The sequence below is a fragment of the Xanthomonas cucurbitae genome (assembly GCF_002939885.1).
In the GTDB taxonomy this organism is placed as follows: domain Bacteria; phylum Pseudomonadota; class Gammaproteobacteria; order Xanthomonadales; family Xanthomonadaceae; genus Xanthomonas; species Xanthomonas cucurbitae.
In genome coordinates this window covers 46739-63282 of sequence record NZ_MDED01000002.1, presented here as the reverse complement: position 1 = coordinate 63282, position 16544 = coordinate 46739, and the positions used below count along the sequence as shown (strand labels likewise).

Sequence of the window (16544 nt, the reverse complement as noted above, 5' to 3'; positions counted from 1 at the left end):
GTTGCAAGGCCTCACCGTGAATCCGATGCGCATCCTGTTGTTGTCCGCCTGCCTGTTTGTCGGAGGTGTGGCCCAGGCCGCCAACGACCTGCCGGGTGGCGGCATCGATGCCGAGGCGTTGTCGCGGCATGTGCGCCTGCTGGCATCGGACGACTTCGAGGGCCGTGCGCCGGCCAGTGCCGGCGAGCAGCGCACGGTCGATTACCTGGTTGAACAATTCAAGGCGGCGGGTCTGCAGCCCGGTGGCGAGCAAGGCCGCTGGACGCAGGCGGTGCCGCTGGTGCGTGCGCAGGTGGAGGGACCAGTGCAGGCCACCCTGCGCGTGGGCGGCAAGACCCAGACCCTGGTCAACGGCACCGATGTGACCTTGCAGAGCCTGCGCCCGCAGGCCGCCGTGGCGCTGAAGCATGCACCGCTGGTGTTCGTGGGCTACGGCATCAGCGCGCCGGAGCGGCAGTGGGACGATTACAAGGGCGTGGATCTGCGCGGCAAGATCGCGGTGATGCTGATCAACGATGCCGACTTCGAGAGCGCGCAGCCTGGGGCGTTCGACGGCAAGGCAGTGACTTATTACGGCCGCTGGACCTACAAGTACGAAGAAGCCGCGCGGCGTGGCGCGGCCGGCGTGCTGATCGTGCACGAGACCGCGCCGGCCGCGTACGGCTGGGCCACGGTGCAGAGCTCGGGCCTGTCGCCGCTGTTCGATATCGAACGCAGCGATGCCGATGCCCGTGCGCAACATGTGCCGGTGCGCGGCTGGATGCAACGCGCATTGGCACAGTCGTTGTTCAAGCAGGCCGGGCTGGATTTCGAACAGGCCAAGGCGCGTGCGCAGCAGCGCGATTTCGCGCCGGTGGCGTTGGGCGATGCGCGCCTGTCGGTGGACTTCAAGCTCAAGCGCGAACGCGTGGTCACCCATAACGTGGTGGCCAAACTCACCGGTAGCCAGCACCCGGACGAGACGGTGATCTTCTCCGCGCACTGGGATGCGTTCGGGATCGGCAAGGCCGACGCCTCCGGCGATACGGTGCGCCGTGGCGCGGTGGACAACGCCACCGGCGTGGCCAGCGTGCTGGAACTGGCGCGCGTGTTCGCCGCCGGCCCCAAGCCGCAACGCACGCTGTACTTCATTGCCTTGACCGCCGAAGAAAAGGGCTTACTTGGCGCCAACTACTACGCCGCTCACCCGCTGGCGCCGTTGGACAAGACCGTGGCGGTGCTCAACATGGAGATGTTCAGCCCTGATGGTCCCACCCGCGACATCGCCTCGTGGGGGCGTGGGCGGGTATCGCTGGAAGGCGATCTGGAGCAGGCGGCCAAGGCGCGCGGGCGCACGTACTCGCCGGATCCGAATCTGGAAGCGGGCTTCTTCTACCGCGCAGACCATTTCGCCTTCGCGCGCATGGGCGTGCCGGCCATCACCGCCGGCCCCGGCCTGGATATGCGCGAAGGCGGCGTTACGAAGGGCAAGGCATTGCGCGACAAGTATTTCGCCGACTGCTATCACCAGCCCTGCGACCGCTGGACCCCGCAGTGGGATGCCAGCGGGCATGCCGCCGATACCACGCTGGTCTACGACGTCGGTGTGGCGCTGGCCAATGGCCGGCAGTGGCCGAGCTGGCAGGATGGGTCGGAATTCAAGGCCATCCGCGCGCGTAGCGAGGCGGCGCGGCAATAACGCGTGATGGCGTCGTTGCCTGGGGCGCCCTGGTTACCTCGGCTGTCATGCAGGCCTTGCCCCGGCCACCTGCCTGCCAGCGTTCTACCTGCGGCACGGATAGCGTTTGGCCAGCGCCTGGACGATCAGGCCAGGTGCTGGCTCGTCCAGACGTGCATCGGGCAGCGCGGCGAGATCGGCGGTAATCACCCGCAGGTCTGGCGGGCCGGCCTTGTCTGCGGGGATGCACCACTGCGTGCGATACGTGGCACTGGCCACGCCCAGCAGGTAGGCGCCGGCACGGCTGGCCGAGACCATGACCTTGAGCTCAGGCTGCCCGGGTGCGTCGATCTCGGGTGCCAGCGAGCCATCCAGTCCGGCTTCGATCAGCGCGCGGCCGGTGAGCTCCCAGGACTCAGGTGCGCGTGCGGCGGCTGCGGTAGTGGAGAACAGGCCAAGAGCGACCAGGGCCAACCAAGTGGTACGACGCTGCATGGGCATTCCATCGTGATGAGAGTCAGTCGCACCCTACCGCGCGCGCTGTGCACCGTCTGTGCGGCGTCGGCGCGTGCAGGTGATCTAGAATTGACGCTTCCGCTGCAGTTGGCAGGTCCGATGTCTTTCTCTCACGACGCTGCCGCGCCCGCGCGCAGTGGGTTGGTCGTTAGTGCGTTGTTGCTGGTCTACGTGGTCTGGGGGTCGACCTATCTGGCGATCCGGTTCGCGCTGGAAGGTGGGGCGCAGCCGCTGACGATGGTGTCCGGTGCGCGCTTCATCCTCGCCGGCAGCGTGCTCTACGGCGTGCTGCGCTGGCGCGGCGTGGCAGCGCCCACGCGCGCGCAATGGAAGAACGTGGCCTTGATGGGTGCGGCGCTGTTGCTGCTGGGCAACGGCATGGTGGTGCTGGCCGAGCGCAGCGTGTCCTCCGGCCTGGCCGCTACCGCAGTGGCCTCGGTGCCGTTGTGGATGGCCTTGTTCGGCGCCTTGCGTGGGCAGCATGCCAGTGGCGGCGAATGGCTGGGGATCGTGATCGGATTCTTAGGGGTGGTATGGCTCAACGCCGGCAGCAGCCTCACTGCCACGCCGGGTGGGCTGGTGCTATTGCTGATCGCGCCGATCGGCTGGGCATTCGGTTCGATGTGGTCGCGTGGTCGCGATCTGCCGTCGCCGTTCATGACCGCCGCCGGGCAGATGCTGTGCGGCGGTGTGTTGCTGGTGAGTACCGGCTTGCTGATCGGCGAGCGTCCGCATGCCTGGCCAACGGCGCAGGGGCTGCTGGCGGTGGCCTACCTGTGCGTGTTCGGCTCGATCGTGGCATTCACTGCCTATGTGTGGCTGCTGCATCACGTCCGCCCCGCATTGGCGGGCAGCTATGCCTACGTCAATCCGGTGATTGCGGTGGCGCTGGGTGCATGGTTGGGGCATGAGCGTTTCACCGCGCACGATATCGGCGCAATGGCGGTGATCCTGGCCGGCGTCCTGGTGGTCACCCTGGCCAGGGCGCGGCGATGAGCGCGGCTGTGCCGGTGTCGGCGGTGGAGGCGCGGCGCGGTCTGTTGATGACCGCCGCGAGCTTCGTGATCTGGGGCCTGGTGCCGCTGTATTGGCATCTGCTCAAGGTGGTGCCGTCGCTGCAGATCATTGCGCACCGCATCGTGTGGAGCGCAGTGCTGGTGGTGGCGTGGCTGCTGGCGACCTCGGGCCTGCGTTGGTGGCGCACGATTGCCGCGCAACCGCGCGCACTGCCGATGCTGGCCGCCAGCAGCGCGGCGATCGCCTTCAACTGGGGCCTGTATATCTGGGCCATCAATGCCGGGCATGTGATCGAAGCCAGCCTGGGCTACTTCATCAATCCATTACTGAGCGTGTTGCTGGGCGTGCTGGTGCTGAAAGAGCGCCTGCGCGGCATCCAGTGGCTGGCGGTGGTGTGCGCCGCAATCGGCGTGATGTGGTTGACCATCGATGCCGGTGCGCCGCCATGGATTGCGCTGGGGCTGGCGGTCTCGTTCGGCCTCTATGGGTTGCTGCGCAAGCTGGTGGCGGTGGACCCGGTGGCGGGCCTGGGGGTGGAGAGCGTGTACCTGTTCGTGCCGGCACTGCTGGTTGCCGCATGGGGCGAACAGGGCCATGGCGGCGCGTTCTTCAGCGGCTGGGATCTGCGGACCGATCTGCTGCTGATCTTCGGTGGCGTGGTGACGGCGGTGCCGCTGATCGGATTTGCGTACGGTGTGCGGCGCATCCCGCTGTCGCTGGTGGGCATCCTGCAGTACATCGGGCCGAGCCTGCAGTTATTGCTGGGGGTGTGGTTCTTCCACGAGCCGTTCGACCAGGGGCGGGCGATTGGATTCGCCGCGATCTGGGTCGGTTTGCTGTTGTTCGTCGGCGACAGTGTGCTGCGTTCGCGGCAACCGCTGGCGCCGCGCTGAGCGAGCGTTACGTGCGGCCCGGTATGTGGATCGGCACGCGCGCTGCGCCCCAGCGCGCAGCGATTGCCGCACTCAACTGCGGGGCACCGCCAAGGGGCTGGCCACCGCCAGCGTGGAGGCCGGCAGCGCTTGCAGTGCAGGGCAATGGTCGGGGTCTTGCTGCACCTGCGCCAGCCATAGACCGATCGGCCCGCCGAGCAGATCCAGCCGTAGCGGCAGGCTCAGGTGGTTTTCGCCGGGCAGCTCGAGGTAATGCGCACGCGGACTAGCCAGCGCCAGTGCGCGGCCATGTGCCACCGGAATGTGCTGATCGGCATCGCCATGCAGCAGCAGCACGCAGCTGCGCGTGTCGGCCAGGGCGTGCGCGACATCGACATGATCCAGATCCAGCTTGAGTTGGGTATCGGCTGCGGCGATCACCGCGTCGATGTTCTGGTCGGCGTAGCGCCAGCGCGCATACGCGGCCACCGCCCGCCCGCGCCAGCCGCTGGGCTGGCCGGCCAGCAGGTGCGGCACCATGTCGCGGATGCCCCGCCCGGCATTGGCGAAGGATTCCATCGCCACCACCCCGGCGACGCGCGGCCCCAGCTTGTCGGCGGTGAACAGCGCCGTGGCTGCGCCATAGGAAATGCCGAACAGGTACAGCGGCCCCTGGATTTCGCCACGCGGCTGCAGTGTATTGAGCACGTCGATCACGTCATCGGACTCGCGCGTGCCGTAGCCCGACGGGCCGCCACCGGAATGGCCGTGGTTGCGCAGGTCGATGGTGATAACCCGGTAGCCGGCCTGCGCCAGCTGCAGCGACCAGGGCAGCAGCGAGTCGCCATCCATCATCCAGCCATGCAGCAGCACGACGGTGCCGCGCGGCGCAGGCGGCGTGGCGGTGGGCACGGAAAAGGTGAAGTCCACATCCAGCGCGTGCGCCGGATCGTGGCGCTGGCCCAGGTAGCGGTAGTGCAGGGCGTACTGGCCAGGATCGATCGCACGCCAGAAGATCGGCACCTGGTCGCGCGTCACCACATGGCCACTGCGGTTGGGCACCGTGGCGATGGCGGCGGCGATGCGCTCTTCGTCCAGCAACGGCGACACCCCACCGGGCGCGACCAGGCGCTCGCTGAGCGAGGTGGAAGACGAAGAACAGCCGGCCAGCCACAGGCAGGCGCAGGCCAGCAGAAGCAGGCGCGTCATGGCAGTACATCAATCGAGCAAACGGCCGGGCAGGCTACGGCCTGCCGGCCCGTGCATCTACCGCACGGCGGTGACAAAACCATGACAGCCTGCAATACATTCAGCCGCAGCGGCGTGCTTGCGCTGCTTTGGCCGTCACGATTCCCCATTCCCCATTCCCGGGCGGGCCACCGCCCGCCTACACCTCGCGCAAGGCCGTGGTGATCGGCAACCGCGCCGCCCGCAACGCCGGAAACAGCCCGCCCACCAATCCGATGCCCAGTGCCCATTTCAGCCCGCTCCACAGCAGCTCCGGCGACACCTTGAACTGGAAGACCACCTGGCTGAAGTTGTTGCCCAGCGTGGACACGGTGTAGCCATTGAACACCGCCCAGGCGATCAACCCGCCCAGCAGCCCGCCCAGCAGCGCCAGCAGCATGGTTTCCAGCATCAGCGCCATGATGACCGGCGTGCCGCGAAAGCCGATCGCGCGCATGGTGGCGATTTCGCGCGCGCGCGTGGCCACTGCCGCATACATGGTGTTGAGCGCGCCGAATACCGCACCCACCGCCATGATCGTGCCGATCACCGTGCCCAGGATGCGGATCACCCTGTTCAAGCCGCCGCCCTGCTTGCCGTAGTACGCGCGGGTGGTTTCCACATCCAGCTTGAGCCGTGGGTCGGCGGCCATGGCGGCCTCGAACTGCGCGAAGCCGGCCTTGCCGGTGGTGCGCACATTGATCGACTGGTAAGCGCTGCGGTTGTAGGTGGTGGCCAGCGTCTGGGCATCGGTCCACAGCTCCGAATCGTGCGCATCGCCGGAGGCAAACACGCCGACCACGGTCCACTGCTGGCTGCCGAGCGTGAGCGTCTTGCCCAGCTCAAGCCCGCGAAACTGGTTCAGCGCGCCTTTGCCGACCACCAGTTCGCGCAGGCCGGGGGTGAAGCGGCGGCCCTGCGCGATCTTGACCTTCTGGTGCACCGCCCAGGCCTGCTCGCCCACGCCGCGCAGTTGCGCGTTGACATCGGTGCCATCGGTGCGCGAGGCGATATTGACCACCTGCGACAGCTCTGGGGACACCTGCGGGCGCCCGTTGGCATCGCTGGCGATGCCGGGCAGGCTACCGATCAGTGGCACCAGGTCGCGGGTGATGACCGAGTTGGTCTCCGCCTGCGAGCCGCCGCGCAACACAATGGCGGTGGTGTCGTCGCCGGTGCTGTTGAGCGTGGCCTGGAAGCCCTGGCCCATTGCCAGCATCGCCACCAGCACGCCGACCACGCCGGCGATGCCGACCACGATCACCGAGGTGGAGCCCCAACGCTGGGGCAGGCTGGCGATGCCGATGCGTGCGGCGGCCAGCGACAGGCGGCCGCTACGGGTGGCGACCAGCCACAGCGTCAATGCCACCGCGATACCCAGCACGCCGATCCACGGCAGCGCGATCCAGATTCCCAGCCCCACCGCCAGCAGCACGACCGACAGCAGGTTCGCACCACGGTTCTTCCATTTGCTTTGCATCTGCATGCTCCTGTCAGCGGCCGGCGAGGGCATCGACGATCTTCAAGCGCTGCGCGCGTAATGCCGGCAGCACACCCACCACCAGGCCAATACCGACCATCAGGGCCAGCGCCACCAGCCAGGTCTGTAGCGGCACGCTCTGCGTGGGGATCAATCCGCCGCTGCGCACCGACACCGCCGGGATCACCAGTGCCGCCAGGCCCATGCCGATCAAACCGCCCAGGCCGATCAACGCCACCGACTCGATCATCACCAGGCTCAACACCGTGCGGTCCTGGAAGCCCAGCGTCTTGAGCGTGGCCAATTCGGGAATGCGCTCGCGCACCGCTTGCGCCATGGTGTTGCCGGTCAGCAGCAGCAGGGTGAAGAACACCGCGGCCATGATCGAGGTGACGATCAGGCCGATATCGGCGAACTGCTTGACGAAGGCCTGCTGAAACGCCGATTCGGTCTGCGACTTGGTTTCGTGATCGGAGTTGGCCGACAGCGCATCGATGGCCTGTGCCACGCGCGAGGCCTGGTCGGGATTGCTCAGGGTCACTGTCATCCAGCTCACCTGGTTCTTGATGTAGTCATTGGATTCATCGAAGTATTTCCAGTTCATCATCAACTGGCGTTCCTGGTTGGCCGCCACCGTGCGGTCCTTCATGCGGAAGATGCCGACCAGCTGCAACGGCCAGTCGTTGCTGCCGCCGCGCGGGAAGATGGTGGCCTGCAGCGGAATGGTGTCGCCGATCTTCCAGCCGAACTGCTTGGCCAGGGTTTCACCCACCACCGCGCCGGTACGTGTGGTCTGGAAGGCCTTGAGTTGGTCCTTGGGGATCTCGTATTCGCTGTAGACGTCGAAGAAATTCGGCGCCACCGAGAAGTTGGGAAAGAAATTCTTCGGGTCGCGGTAGATGCCGCCGAACCACATGGCCGAAGTCACATCGCGCACGCCCGGCACGCGGCGCACCTGCGCTTCCAGCCGGATCGGCAGCGACTGGGTGATCGACAGCCGCGAGGCTACCACCAGCCGGTTCACGCCGCTGACGCTGCCACCGGAGCTGAAGGCCACGCGCACCGAATCGAGCATGCCGAACAACAGGAACGCCGCCACCACCGACAACAACGTCAGCAAGGTGCGCGTCTTGCTGCGGAACAGCTGCGCCCACACCAGCGAGAGATACTTCATGGCAGCGCTCCTTCAGAGCACGAGCGGCGCATCGGCCAGCTCGCCCTTGTCCAGATGGATGGTGTGGGTGGCGTACTCGGCGGCCTTGGGGTCGTGGGTCACCATCACGATGGTCTTGCCATGTTCGCGGTTGAGCTCCTGCAGCAAGCGCAGGATTTCCTCTGCGTTCTGGCGGTCGAGATCGCCGGTGGGTTCGTCGCAGATCAGGAAGGTCGGGTCGGACACGATGGCGCGCGCGATCGCCACGCGCTGCTGCTGGCCACCAGAGAGTTCGCTGGGCTTGTGGCTGCGACGTTCCTGCAGACCGACCAGGGTCAACGCGATCTCGGCATTGCGCTTGCGCTGCGCGGCGTTGAGCGAGGTCAGCAGCAACGGCAGTTCCACGTTCTTCTGCGCGGTAAGCATGGGCATCAGGTTGTAGAACTGGAAGACGAAGCCGACGTGATGGCTGCGCCAGGTGGCGAGCTGGCCGCCGCTCATACGGTCGATGCGCTGGCCTTCGATCTCGATCTCGCCACCGCTGGGGCTGTCCAGGCCGCCGATCAGATTGAGCAAGGTGGTCTTGCCCGAGCCGGACGGCCCCATCAGCGCCACGAAATCGCCGCTGGCAATTTCCAGATCGATGCCGTGCAGCACCTGTACCTGCTCGGCGCCGCGTTGGTAGGTCTTGGTGATGTTGCGCAAGCTGACAAGAGCGGTCATGGAGAGTCCTGGCGATGCAAGGGAAGAGGGAAGCGAAGGGCGGCAACGGCAACTGCATCAGCGGTGAGGCGGGGACGCTGCTGTGGCAGCGATGAAAAGCGACATTCAGGCACAGCAGCAACGACAACCCGTACCGGGCCGCAACCGCAGCGCGTGTGCGCTGCCACCACGAAAACGGCTACTCGGCCGCATCCGGCTCCGCTTCGGCCACCGTGCCACCCTCCTTCAACGTCTGTGGCGGGTTCAGCACTACGCGATCGCCCGCATGCAATCCGGTCAGCACTTGCCGGTCGTCGCCCATCACCAGGCCGGTGGTGACTTTCCTGGCGGCCACGGTGTTGCGTTCGCCGACCACGAACGCCAGCGTGTCGCCATCGCGTTCGACCAGCGCCGCAGCAGGGACGCGTACGCCCTGCGGCGTGGCGGCCTGCTGCGGCTTGGCCGCCTCCAGGAAGCTCACCCGCACGCCCATTTCCGGCACGATGCGGGCGTCCTTGACCTTGAGCGCCACCCGCACCTTCACCGTGGCCTTGCCGCGGTCGGCAGTGGGAATGATGGCGATCACCTCGCCGGGAATCTTCCAGTCCGGGTAGGCGTTGAGCACCGCTTCCACCGGCATCTTCGGTTGCACGCGGCCGATGAAGGACTCGCCGACTTCCACTTCGATCTCCAGCGACTCCATGTCCACGATGGTGCCGATCCCGGTGCGGGTGAAACCGCCGCCGGCCGACAACGGCGAGACGATTTCGCCCGGCTGCGCCGCCTTGGCAGTCACCACGCCGGCGAATGGCGCACGCACCACGTTGAAGTCCGAACGGATGCCGGCAATGGCCAACTGATCGGCCGCCACCTGCACGTTGCGTTGCGCGTTCTGCAGCTGCGCGCGCAGGGCATCGCGCTGCGCGATGGCCTGCTCGTACTGCGAGCGCGACACCAGCTGCGCGCCGACCAGCGACTGCAGGCGCGCGGCATCGGCATTGGCCACCGCCAGCTGCGCTTGCATGTTGTCGACCTGGCTGCGCGCGGCCGACAGTTGCGAAGCCGACAGCGTGCGCTGCGCATCGGCATCCAGTGGGTCCAGCGTGGCCATCACCTGGCCCTGCTCGACGCGCATGCCTTCTTCGATCATCACCTCGCGCACCTTGCCGGTGACCTGTGCCGACACCGTGGCCATGCGCCGGGCCACCACGTAGCCGGATGCGTCCAGTACCGAGGCGCTGCTGCTGCCGGCACTGATCGCCACCACCGGCGCGGTCTGCACCTTGACCACCGGCGCGCGGGTGAACCACCAGGCCGCCGCTGCCAGCACCAGCACCAGGACGATGGCGGCAATGATCCAGCCGCCACGGCGTGCAGGCGGCGGTGTGACCGGCTGCTGGCGGTCGATACGGAGTTGCTTGAGCAGATCGGCGGAGGTGTTCATCGATAACCAGGACGGAAGGCTGCGCAGAATGTGACGGGCCAGCAGGCCCGCTGCAAGCTGCCGGAGGCCACCAATGGCACCGTGGCGACAGACGGTCGCACGGCCCGGCATGCCTGCGAGGTGCTGCGCAGCATGCGGCCGCACCGTCGCACCCACCAGTGACAGCTGTCACTCCACGCCGATGACAGGCGCGACTGTCATCGGCCGGGGCTGGCGGCCAGGATGCATTGCCCGACCAGCGCGCCAGCCCGGAAGCCCTGTCCGCGCGGCGGCCTCGCATCTCGTCGCAAGGGCCAGCGGCCGACAGCCACGGGGGCACTCGCCCGGCATCGCCCTGCCGCTGCGTTGATACAGGCAAGCCGGGCAGTGGCAGAATCCATCCACACCTCGGGACCGACCGCGATGCATGTGAAGCTTCCCGCCTGGCTGCGTCCGGCCACAACCTCGCGCGTGGCGGCGCGCCTGGCGCAAGCGCAGTCGCCGTGGATGGACAGCGTGCACCTGCTGTGGTCGGCCTGGGTGTTCGTGGTGCCGGTGTTTTCTCCGCGAGGCTACGACACCACCTGGTTGCTCTGCACCCTGCTGTCGTATCCGCTGTTCCTGCTGTTGTACGCGCGCATGTTGCTGGCGCCACGCGACACCTTGAACCGCTATGCCTGGGCAATGGGGCTGCTCAGTGCCGCCCTGCTGCCGGTGTACACGGCGGGCATCAGCTACTTCGTGTTTGCCTGCCTGAGTCTGCGCCCCTCCACGCGGCAGGCGCTGTGGCGGCACTTCGCGCTGTTGCTGGTGCTCAATGCCGGCTATCTGGCCTGGGCGCATTGGCTCGGGATGGCCTGGCCGTCGCTGGTGTGGTTGCCGGTGTCGGTGCTGGGCATGGCTGCGGTTGGCGCGGTCTACAGCGTCAACGAACGCAAGGACACGCTGCTGCGCTTGTCGCAGGATGAAGTGCGCCGGCTGGCGGCCACCGCCGAGCGCGAACGTATCGGCCGTGACCTGCATGACCTGCTGGGCCACACCTTGTCGTTGGTGGCGCTCAAGTCCGACCTGGCCGTGCGCCTGATCGAGCGCGATCCGCAGGCAGCGCGCGGTGAGATCGCGGCGGTGGCGCAGATCTCGCGCGATGCCCTGGCGCAGGTGCGCCATGCCGTCACCGGCATCCGTGCGGCTGGGCTGGTGGCCGAGCTGGCATCGGCGCGGGTGCTGCTGGACATGGATGGGATCGTGCTGGAAGACCGGCTGGAGCCGCTGCCACTGCCGTCCGGGCACGAGACCGCGCTGGCCCTGGTGCTGCGCGAGGCAGCCACCAACGTGCAGCGCCATGCGCAGGCCAAGCGTGTGCGTGTCAGCCTGCAGGCGCAGGGCGGACAGGCCCTGCTGGACATCACCGACGATGGACGTGGCGGGGTGATCGTGCCCGGCAACGGCCTGGCCGGCATGCGCGCGCGCCTGCAGGCCGTGGGCGGTGCGCTGGAGGTCGAGGCGTTGCCGCGTGGCATGCGCCTGCGCGCGAGCGTGCCATTGCCGCAGCCTGTGCCGGAGCCGGCCCAACCGCCTGCGCCGCTGCCGTTGGCGCCGCAACCACGCTGAGCGCCGGCCGGCCGCTGCACCTTGCCGGCCCGCGCTGCTATCGTGCGCAACCGTTGCACAAAGGCGAGCGCAAGTGACGATCCGGGTGTTGTTGGCCGAAGACCAGGCCTTGTTGCGTGGCGCGCTGGTGGCCCTGCTCGGGCTGGAAGACGATATCGCCGTGGTCGGCAGCGCCGGCGATGGCGAGAGCGCCTGGCGCGAGTTGCAGCGGCTGCAGCCGGACGTGCTGGTCACCGATATCGAAATGCCCGGGCTGAGCGGCCTGGAGCTGGCCCAGCGCATCCAGCGCCATTCGCTGCCGGTGCGGGTCATGATCGTCACCACCTTCGCGCGCCCGGGCTTTCTCCGGCGCGCGCTGGATGCCGGAGTGGCCGGCTACCTGCTCAAGGATGCGCCGGCCGAACAACTGGTCGGCGCCTTGCGTCAGGTGCATCGCGGTGGCCGGGTGATCGACCCGCAACTGGCGATGGATGCCTGGGTGGAAGCAGACCCGTTGAGCGAACGCGAGCGCACGGTATTGCGCCTGGCCGGCGAAGGCCGCTCGGCCAGCGAGATTGCGCAACAGCTGCAGTTGTCGCACGGCACCGTGCGTAACTACCTGTCCGAGTGCATCGGCAAACTCGGTGTGGCCAACCGCATCGAAGCGTATCGGCTGGCCCGGCAGAAGGGCTGGTTGTAGAAACGCGCCACCGCCATGCCAAACCCATGCGAAGGCATGCCGCAGGGATGCAGCTACACTGCGCAACCAGCGTGGACATGGCGAGCGACACATGAAATCCCTATGGCTGTTCGGCCTGCTGCTGGCCTGCGCAGGCAATGCCTGCGCCGAGCAGTTCAAGGTTCTGGTGGCGGCTATCCCCAATCAGTATCACCATGACTATATCCCCGTCGCCAAGCCGCAGTTCGAAGCGATGGCGCGCAAGCATTATGTGGAGATGGTGTGGGCATGGAATGCCAAGGCCTTCGATGGCGATCTTTCGCAGTACGCGGCCATCGTGCTGCTCAATACACCGGCCACCGACCTGGACCCGGCCCAGCGCGCCAATTTTCAACAATACGTGCGCAATGGCGGTGGCGTAGTCGCCGTGCACAAGGCCTTTGCGATCAAGCGCGGCGAGTGGGAGTGGTACGACCACCTGATCGGCCGTTCCTTCCGCACCCATCCCTACCTGCAGACGGCGATGGTCGACGTGGTGGATGCCAACTTCCCCGCCACCGCCGGCCTGCCCAGGCGCTGGGTATGGAGCGATGAGTGGTACGAGTACGACCCACCCTACAGCGACGATCTGGTCACGCTGTTGACGGTGGATGAAACCAGCTACGACCCCACGCTGATCTGGCCGGGCCAGGTCGCCAAGGGCATGGGCAAGCACCACCCGGTGGCGTGGTACCACCATTTCGAAGGTGGCCGTGTGTTCGCCACCGCGCTAGGCCACCAGGCCGAGGCGTACAACGACCCGCGCTATCTGGAGCATCTGTATGGCGGGATTTACTGGGCCGCCACCGGCAAGGGCATCGAAACGCCTGCACCAGCGGCCAAAGCAAAGCGCCGTGATTGACGCCTAGCCGCCTCTCCCTCCTGGGATGAGTACATCCGCGCAGTGAAATCACTTCGTGCAAGACGAGTTCCACCACTCATCCAATCCATCAACGCGCCGACCGCTGCCCACGCACCATGCTGGAAAACACCCCATCGCGGCGCACCCAGGCATGGAACAGGGCCGCGCTCAGATGCCCCAGCACGGTGGCGAACAACAGGTACGCCAGCCAGCCATGCGCGCTGCGCAGCCAGGCGTACAGCGCCGGATCGTGCGGGGCGATCGGCGGCAGGTTGGCGCCTGGCCACAGTACGATCGGGTAGCCACCGGCCGACAGCATCGCCCAGCCGATCAGCGGCATGCCCAGCATCAAGGCGTACAACAGCCAGTGCGAGGCGATCGCCGCGGCCTTCTGCCAGACCGGCAGGTCGGCAGGCAGCGCCGGCGGGCGATGGCGCAGGCGGTTGACCAGGCGCAGCACCGCCAGGATCAGGATTGCGATGCCCAGTGGGCGATGCAGGTCGATCAACCACGGCCGTTGCGTCACCGAGGCGACCATGCCGACGCCGACGAACAACATGGTCAGGATCATCGCGGCCATCAGCCAATGCAGCACGCGTGCGGGGAGATTGAAATGCGTCGGGCGGCTCATTGACCTGCTCCCTGGCCGGTGGCGGCACTGCCGGTGCCGCTGGCGATCTCGCGCTCGCGGCGGTTGAACGATTGCGAATACACCGACGAACGCGCGGCCAGGATCGGGTCGTTGGAGGCGGCAAGGCCCTTGGGCAGGATCAGCGGGTCGTAGTTCAGATCGCGGCACGGCCCGGTGGCCTGCGGCTGCGCACGATCCAGGGTCAGTGTGCCGGCCACGATCTGCTTGCGGTTCTGTGGCCACGGCTGCGAGGGGTCATCCACTGCATCGCCGGGTTCGGCCACGGTCAGCACCATGTCCCAGCGCAACGGCCCCTGCGCCAGCCGCGCGTCCAGATCGGTGGCGAGAAAATCGCCATCGGCCTGCTTGCGTTGCTCGGCGCTCAATTCCTTGAACGGCGTATGCGGGCGCATCGACCAGCGGATGTAGCGCTCGCGCCCGTCGGCTGCAACTGCGCGGAAGGCGTTGACGCCGTTGTACTGCGTATTGGCCCAGCTATCGGACCAGGGCGCGGTCTTGGCCCACTGCTGGAACTTGGCCGCCTCCGGATACTGCTTGCCAAATGCCGCCAGCTTGGCCGGGTCCGGTTTGCCGGTGGCCGGGTCGGGTCTGGAGGCCACGCTCAAGGCCTGGAAACCGGCCGGCGTGGCCACCACGAAGAATGGGAAACTGTTCATGGCCGTGCGCCATTCCTGTCCGTCGTCACTGCGCAGCAGTAGCGCCATGCTGCGCACGCGCGCCTGTCCATCGGCGCCATGCGGGTCGCCACCGCCGATCGACATCCGTCCCAGCACCGGCGTGCTGGTCTGGCCGAAGACGCGCGCCGACGATAGCCAGCTCGCCTTGCCGCTGGACTGGAACTGTCCGCTGACGCAGACGCCCTTGGTATGCGCGCGCCGGAAGCCCGGGTGCGGCGGGCCGCTGGATTCGATGGTGTCGGTCATGCGCGCGGCGGTCAGCCGGTCGCCGCCGATCCAGCCAGCGGTCCACGCGAAGGCGATGGCAATGCCACCGGCAATAGCCGCAATGCCCAGCAGCGGCAGCACCGGATGGCGCGCGCGCTGGGGGGAGGGAGGTGGCAATGTCATGGCTGGCTCCGGCGGGGCGATGGGGGGCGTGTGGCAGGGCGTGCGGCCGCGCCTTCGCCGCCGCCGACCACGCCTTGGGCGCATCATCCGCAACACGCTGCGGTGGGCGTGTGAGGCCAGCGCCGCGGCGCAGCGCCTGGCACGCCAGGTGGTTCCAGACAGACGCTACCGCTGCCGCGCACAGGGCGGGCGGGTGTCCAGGCGCGCCGCAGCCCAACGGCGCCAGGCTGCTCAGCCGGCGTAACGTTGCTGCAGCATCGCAAACGCCGAGCGCAGCGCCAGCGCTTCGCCACCGGCCGGGCGCCCCGGTCGGTCGCTGTCGTTCCAGGCGTAGACGTCCAGATGCGCCCATGGCTGGCCCGGTGCGACGAAGCGCTCCAGATACAGCGCGGCGGTCACCGCGCCGGCCATGCGCGAGCCGGCGTTGGCCAGATCGGCCACATGGCTGTTGAGATAGCGCAGGTAAGGCCGCCACAACGGCATGCGCCAGACCGGGTCGCGGGTTTGCTCGCCGGCGCTGATCCAGGCCTGTGCCAGCGCATCGTCGTTGGCGAACAACGCCGGCAGATCCGGGCCCAGCGCGATGCGCGCCGCGCCGGTGAGGGTGGCGAAATCCAGGATCAGGTCGGGCTTCTGCTCGGTGGCGTAGCTCAGTGCATCGCACAGCACCAGACGGCCTTCGGCATCGGTGTTGTCCACTTCCACGGTGACGCCGGCACGGGTGGTGAGCACTTCGCCGGGGCGAAAGGCATTCGGGCCCACGGCGTTTTCCACCGCCGCAATCAGCAGGGTGAGCCGAACCGGCAGTTGCTGCGCCATCACCAGCCCGGCCAACGCCAGCGCGTGCGCGGCGCCGCCCATGTCCTTTTTCATGTTGCGCATGCCATCGGCGGGCTTGAGATCCAGCCCGCCGGTGTCGAAGCACACGCCCTTGCCGACCAGCACCAAGTGCGGATGCGCGGCATCGCCCCACTGCAGCTGGATCAGCCGCGGCGCACGATGCGAGGCGCGGCCCACGGCGTGGATCGTGGGGAAGTTCTGCGCCAGCAGCGCATCGCCCACGATGGCCTCCGCCTGCGCGCCGTGGGCCTGCGCCACGGCACGGGTGGCCGCTTCCAGCTGTTCCGGGCCCATGTCTTCGGTGGGCGTGTTGACCCAGTCGCGCACGCGGATGCAGGCCTCGATCAACGCGCGCGTCGCCGCAGACGGCGTGGCCGCCAGTTCGGCAGGTGCGCGCGGTACCTTGCGGTAGCGCGCAAAGCGATAGGCGCCCAGCCCCCAGCCCAGGTGCAGCAACGCTTGCTCGGCAGCATCCAGCGGAGTCGCCACGGTCCAGCGGCTGGCCGGCGGCAACGCCATCGGCGCATGCGCATAGGCGTAGGCATCGGCGCGGTCGCCGATCCCGATGACCGCCCCTGCCAGGCCCTGCTCGTCCGGCAGCAGCAACACGCTACCCGGTGCGGCATCGAAACGCTGTGCCTGCGCCCACGCCAGCACGCGCGTGGGCTGCGCGGCGCACCACTGCGCGAAGCCTTCGCGGTCGAGTACGTGCAGCGGCAGCGCGGCGGCGGTGGGATCGGTGAAACCGGTGAGGTGCGACATGGACAT

The 16544-nt window shown here is 67.7% G+C and carries 15 protein-coding genes; 6 read left to right on the top strand and 9 right to left on the bottom strand.

Features of this window, described 5'->3' with window-relative positions; translation table 11 throughout:
* The first annotated feature begins 25 nt into the window (after nt 1–25).
* Nucleotides 26–1678: a M28 family metallopeptidase gene (locus XcuCFBP2542_RS01485; RefSeq protein ID WP_170066936.1), complete on the top strand. Its 1653-nt coding sequence runs from the start codon at nt 26–28 to the stop codon at nt 1676–1678.
* Nucleotides 1679–1762: 84 nt separating this feature from the next.
* On the opposite strand, the gene XcuCFBP2542_RS01480 is transcribed toward XcuCFBP2542_RS01485, so the two are convergent.
* On the bottom strand, nt 1763–2152 hold the full coding sequence (locus XcuCFBP2542_RS01480; RefSeq protein WP_104601864.1) for a Rap1a/Tai family immunity protein: 390 nt from the start codon (nt 2150–2152) through the stop codon (nt 1763–1765).
* 120 nt (nt 2153–2272) lie between these two features.
* Here XcuCFBP2542_RS01480 and yedA point away from each other — a divergent pair, with 120 nt between their 5' ends.
* Together yedA and rarD are read left to right on the top strand one after the other, a co-directional pair.
* Nucleotides 2273–3169 carry a drug/metabolite exporter YedA gene (gene yedA, locus XcuCFBP2542_RS01475; RefSeq protein WP_104601863.1) on the top strand — a complete coding sequence of 299 codons (897 nt, stop codon included), beginning with the start codon at nt 2273–2275 and terminating at the stop codon, nt 3167–3169.
* Nucleotides 3166–4083 (top strand): EamA family transporter RarD, encoded by a 918-nt coding sequence (rarD, locus tag XcuCFBP2542_RS01470; protein ID WP_104601862.1) that lies wholly within the window; start codon nt 3166–3168, stop codon nt 4081–4083. Before yedA ends, rarD begins: the two co-directional genes overlap by 4 nt.
* A gap of 72 nt (nt 4084–4155) precedes the next feature.
* Here rarD and XcuCFBP2542_RS01465 read toward each other — a convergent pair whose 3' ends face one another.
* The 5 genes from XcuCFBP2542_RS01465 to XcuCFBP2542_RS01445 form a co-directional block, all read right to left on the bottom strand.
* A complete protein-coding gene (locus tag XcuCFBP2542_RS01465) occupies nt 4156–5271 on the bottom strand; it encodes an alpha/beta hydrolase family protein (RefSeq protein ID WP_104601861.1) in 1116 nt (371 codons plus the stop codon).
* A 178-nt stretch (nt 5272–5449) separates the two neighbouring features.
* Nucleotides 5450–6775: an ABC transporter permease gene (locus tag XcuCFBP2542_RS01460; RefSeq protein WP_170066930.1), complete on the bottom strand. Its 1326-nt coding sequence runs from the start codon at nt 6773–6775 to the stop codon at nt 5450–5452.
* 7 nt (nt 6776–6782) lie between these two features.
* Nucleotides 6783–7943, bottom strand: a complete 1161-nt coding sequence (locus XcuCFBP2542_RS01455; protein ID WP_104601860.1) for an ABC transporter permease — start codon at nt 7941–7943, stop codon at nt 6783–6785.
* 12 nt (nt 7944–7955) lie between these two features.
* Nucleotides 7956–8645, bottom strand: coding sequence for an ABC transporter ATP-binding protein (locus XcuCFBP2542_RS01450; RefSeq protein ID WP_104601859.1), 690 nt, complete (start codon nt 8643–8645; stop codon nt 7956–7958).
* A 178-nt stretch (nt 8646–8823) separates the two neighbouring features.
* The gene (locus XcuCFBP2542_RS01445; RefSeq protein ID WP_167526968.1) at nt 8824–10068 is read right to left on the bottom strand and encodes an efflux RND transporter periplasmic adaptor subunit; all 1245 of its coding nucleotides are present in this window, start codon (nt 10066–10068) and stop codon (nt 8824–8826) included.
* A gap of 402 nt (nt 10069–10470) precedes the next feature.
* Here XcuCFBP2542_RS01445 and XcuCFBP2542_RS01440 point away from each other — a divergent pair, with 402 nt between their 5' ends.
* The 3 genes from XcuCFBP2542_RS01440 to XcuCFBP2542_RS01430 all read left to right on the top strand — a co-directional run bounded on the left by XcuCFBP2542_RS01440 (nt 10471) and on the right by XcuCFBP2542_RS01430 (nt 13217).
* On the top strand, nt 10471–11658 hold the full coding sequence (locus XcuCFBP2542_RS01440; RefSeq protein ID WP_104601858.1) for a sensor histidine kinase: 1188 nt from the start codon (nt 10471–10473) through the stop codon (nt 11656–11658).
* A gap of 79 nt (nt 11659–11737) precedes the next feature.
* Nucleotides 11738–12337: a response regulator transcription factor gene (locus XcuCFBP2542_RS01435; RefSeq protein WP_104602001.1), complete on the top strand. Its 600-nt coding sequence runs from the start codon at nt 11738–11740 to the stop codon at nt 12335–12337.
* Nucleotides 12338–12428: 91 nt separating this feature from the next.
* A complete protein-coding gene (locus XcuCFBP2542_RS01430; protein ID WP_104601857.1) occupies nt 12429–13217 on the top strand; it encodes a ThuA domain-containing protein in 789 nt (262 codons plus the stop codon).
* Between the two features lie 88 nt (nt 13218–13305).
* Here XcuCFBP2542_RS01430 and XcuCFBP2542_RS01425 read toward each other — a convergent pair whose 3' ends face one another.
* The 3 genes from XcuCFBP2542_RS01425 to XcuCFBP2542_RS01415 form a co-directional block, all read right to left on the bottom strand.
* On the bottom strand, nt 13306–13848 hold the full coding sequence (locus XcuCFBP2542_RS01425; RefSeq protein WP_104601856.1) for a cytochrome b: 543 nt from the start codon (nt 13846–13848) through the stop codon (nt 13306–13308).
* Nucleotides 13845–14936, bottom strand: a complete 1092-nt coding sequence (locus XcuCFBP2542_RS01420; protein ID WP_104601855.1) for a catalase family peroxidase — start codon at nt 14934–14936, stop codon at nt 13845–13847. The genes XcuCFBP2542_RS01425 and XcuCFBP2542_RS01420 overlap by 4 nt, the downstream gene beginning before the upstream one ends.
* Before the next feature lie 231 nt (nt 14937–15167).
* Nucleotides 15168–16538: a leucyl aminopeptidase family protein gene (locus XcuCFBP2542_RS01415; RefSeq protein ID WP_104602000.1), complete on the bottom strand. Its 1371-nt coding sequence runs from the start codon at nt 16536–16538 to the stop codon at nt 15168–15170.
* Between the last annotated feature and the right edge of the window lie 6 nt (nt 16539–16544).

Bases quoted from the DNA above. Each gene is read 5' to 3' on its own strand.
- XcuCFBP2542_RS01450 (WP_104601859.1), bottom strand. From the start codon at position 8,645: ATGACCGCTCTTGTCAGCTTGCGCAACATCACCAAGACCTACCAACGC.
- XcuCFBP2542_RS01425 (WP_104601856.1), bottom strand. From the start codon at position 13,848: ATGAGCCGCCCGACGCATTTCAATCTCCCCGCACGCGTGCTGCATTGG.
- XcuCFBP2542_RS01430 (WP_104601857.1), top strand. From the start codon at position 12,429: ATGAAATCCCTATGGCTGTTCGGCCTGCTGCTGGCCTGCGCAGGCAAT.
- XcuCFBP2542_RS01420 (WP_104601855.1), bottom strand. From the start codon at position 14,936: ATGACATTGCCACCTCCCTCCCCCCAGCGCGCGCGCCATCCGGTGCTG.
- XcuCFBP2542_RS01440 (WP_104601858.1), top strand. From the start codon at position 10,471: ATGCATGTGAAGCTTCCCGCCTGGCTGCGTCCGGCCACAACCTCGCGC.
- XcuCFBP2542_RS01465 (WP_104601861.1), bottom strand. From the start codon at position 5,271: ATGACGCGCCTGCTTCTGCTGGCCTGCGCCTGCCTGTGGCTGGCCGGC.
- rarD (WP_104601862.1), top strand. From the start codon at position 3,166: ATGAGCGCGGCTGTGCCGGTGTCGGCGGTGGAGGCGCGGCGCGGTCTG.
- XcuCFBP2542_RS01415 (WP_104602000.1), bottom strand. From the start codon at position 16,538: ATGTCGCACCTCACCGGTTTCACCGATCCCACCGCCGCCGCGCTGCCG.
- XcuCFBP2542_RS01480 (WP_104601864.1), bottom strand. From the start codon at position 2,152: ATGCAGCGTCGTACCACTTGGTTGGCCCTGGTCGCTCTTGGCCTGTTC.
- XcuCFBP2542_RS01460 (WP_170066930.1), bottom strand. From the start codon at position 6,775: ATGCAGATGCAAAGCAAATGGAAGAACCGTGGTGCGAACCTGCTGTCG.
- yedA (WP_104601863.1), top strand. From the start codon at position 2,273: ATGTCTTTCTCTCACGACGCTGCCGCGCCCGCGCGCAGTGGGTTGGTC.
- XcuCFBP2542_RS01445 (WP_167526968.1), bottom strand. From the start codon at position 10,068: ATGAACACCTCCGCCGATCTGCTCAAGCAACTCCGTATCGACCGCCAG.
- XcuCFBP2542_RS01485 (WP_170066936.1), top strand. From the start codon at position 26: ATGCGCATCCTGTTGTTGTCCGCCTGCCTGTTTGTCGGAGGTGTGGCC.
- XcuCFBP2542_RS01455 (WP_104601860.1), bottom strand. From the start codon at position 7,943: ATGAAGTATCTCTCGCTGGTGTGGGCGCAGCTGTTCCGCAGCAAGACG.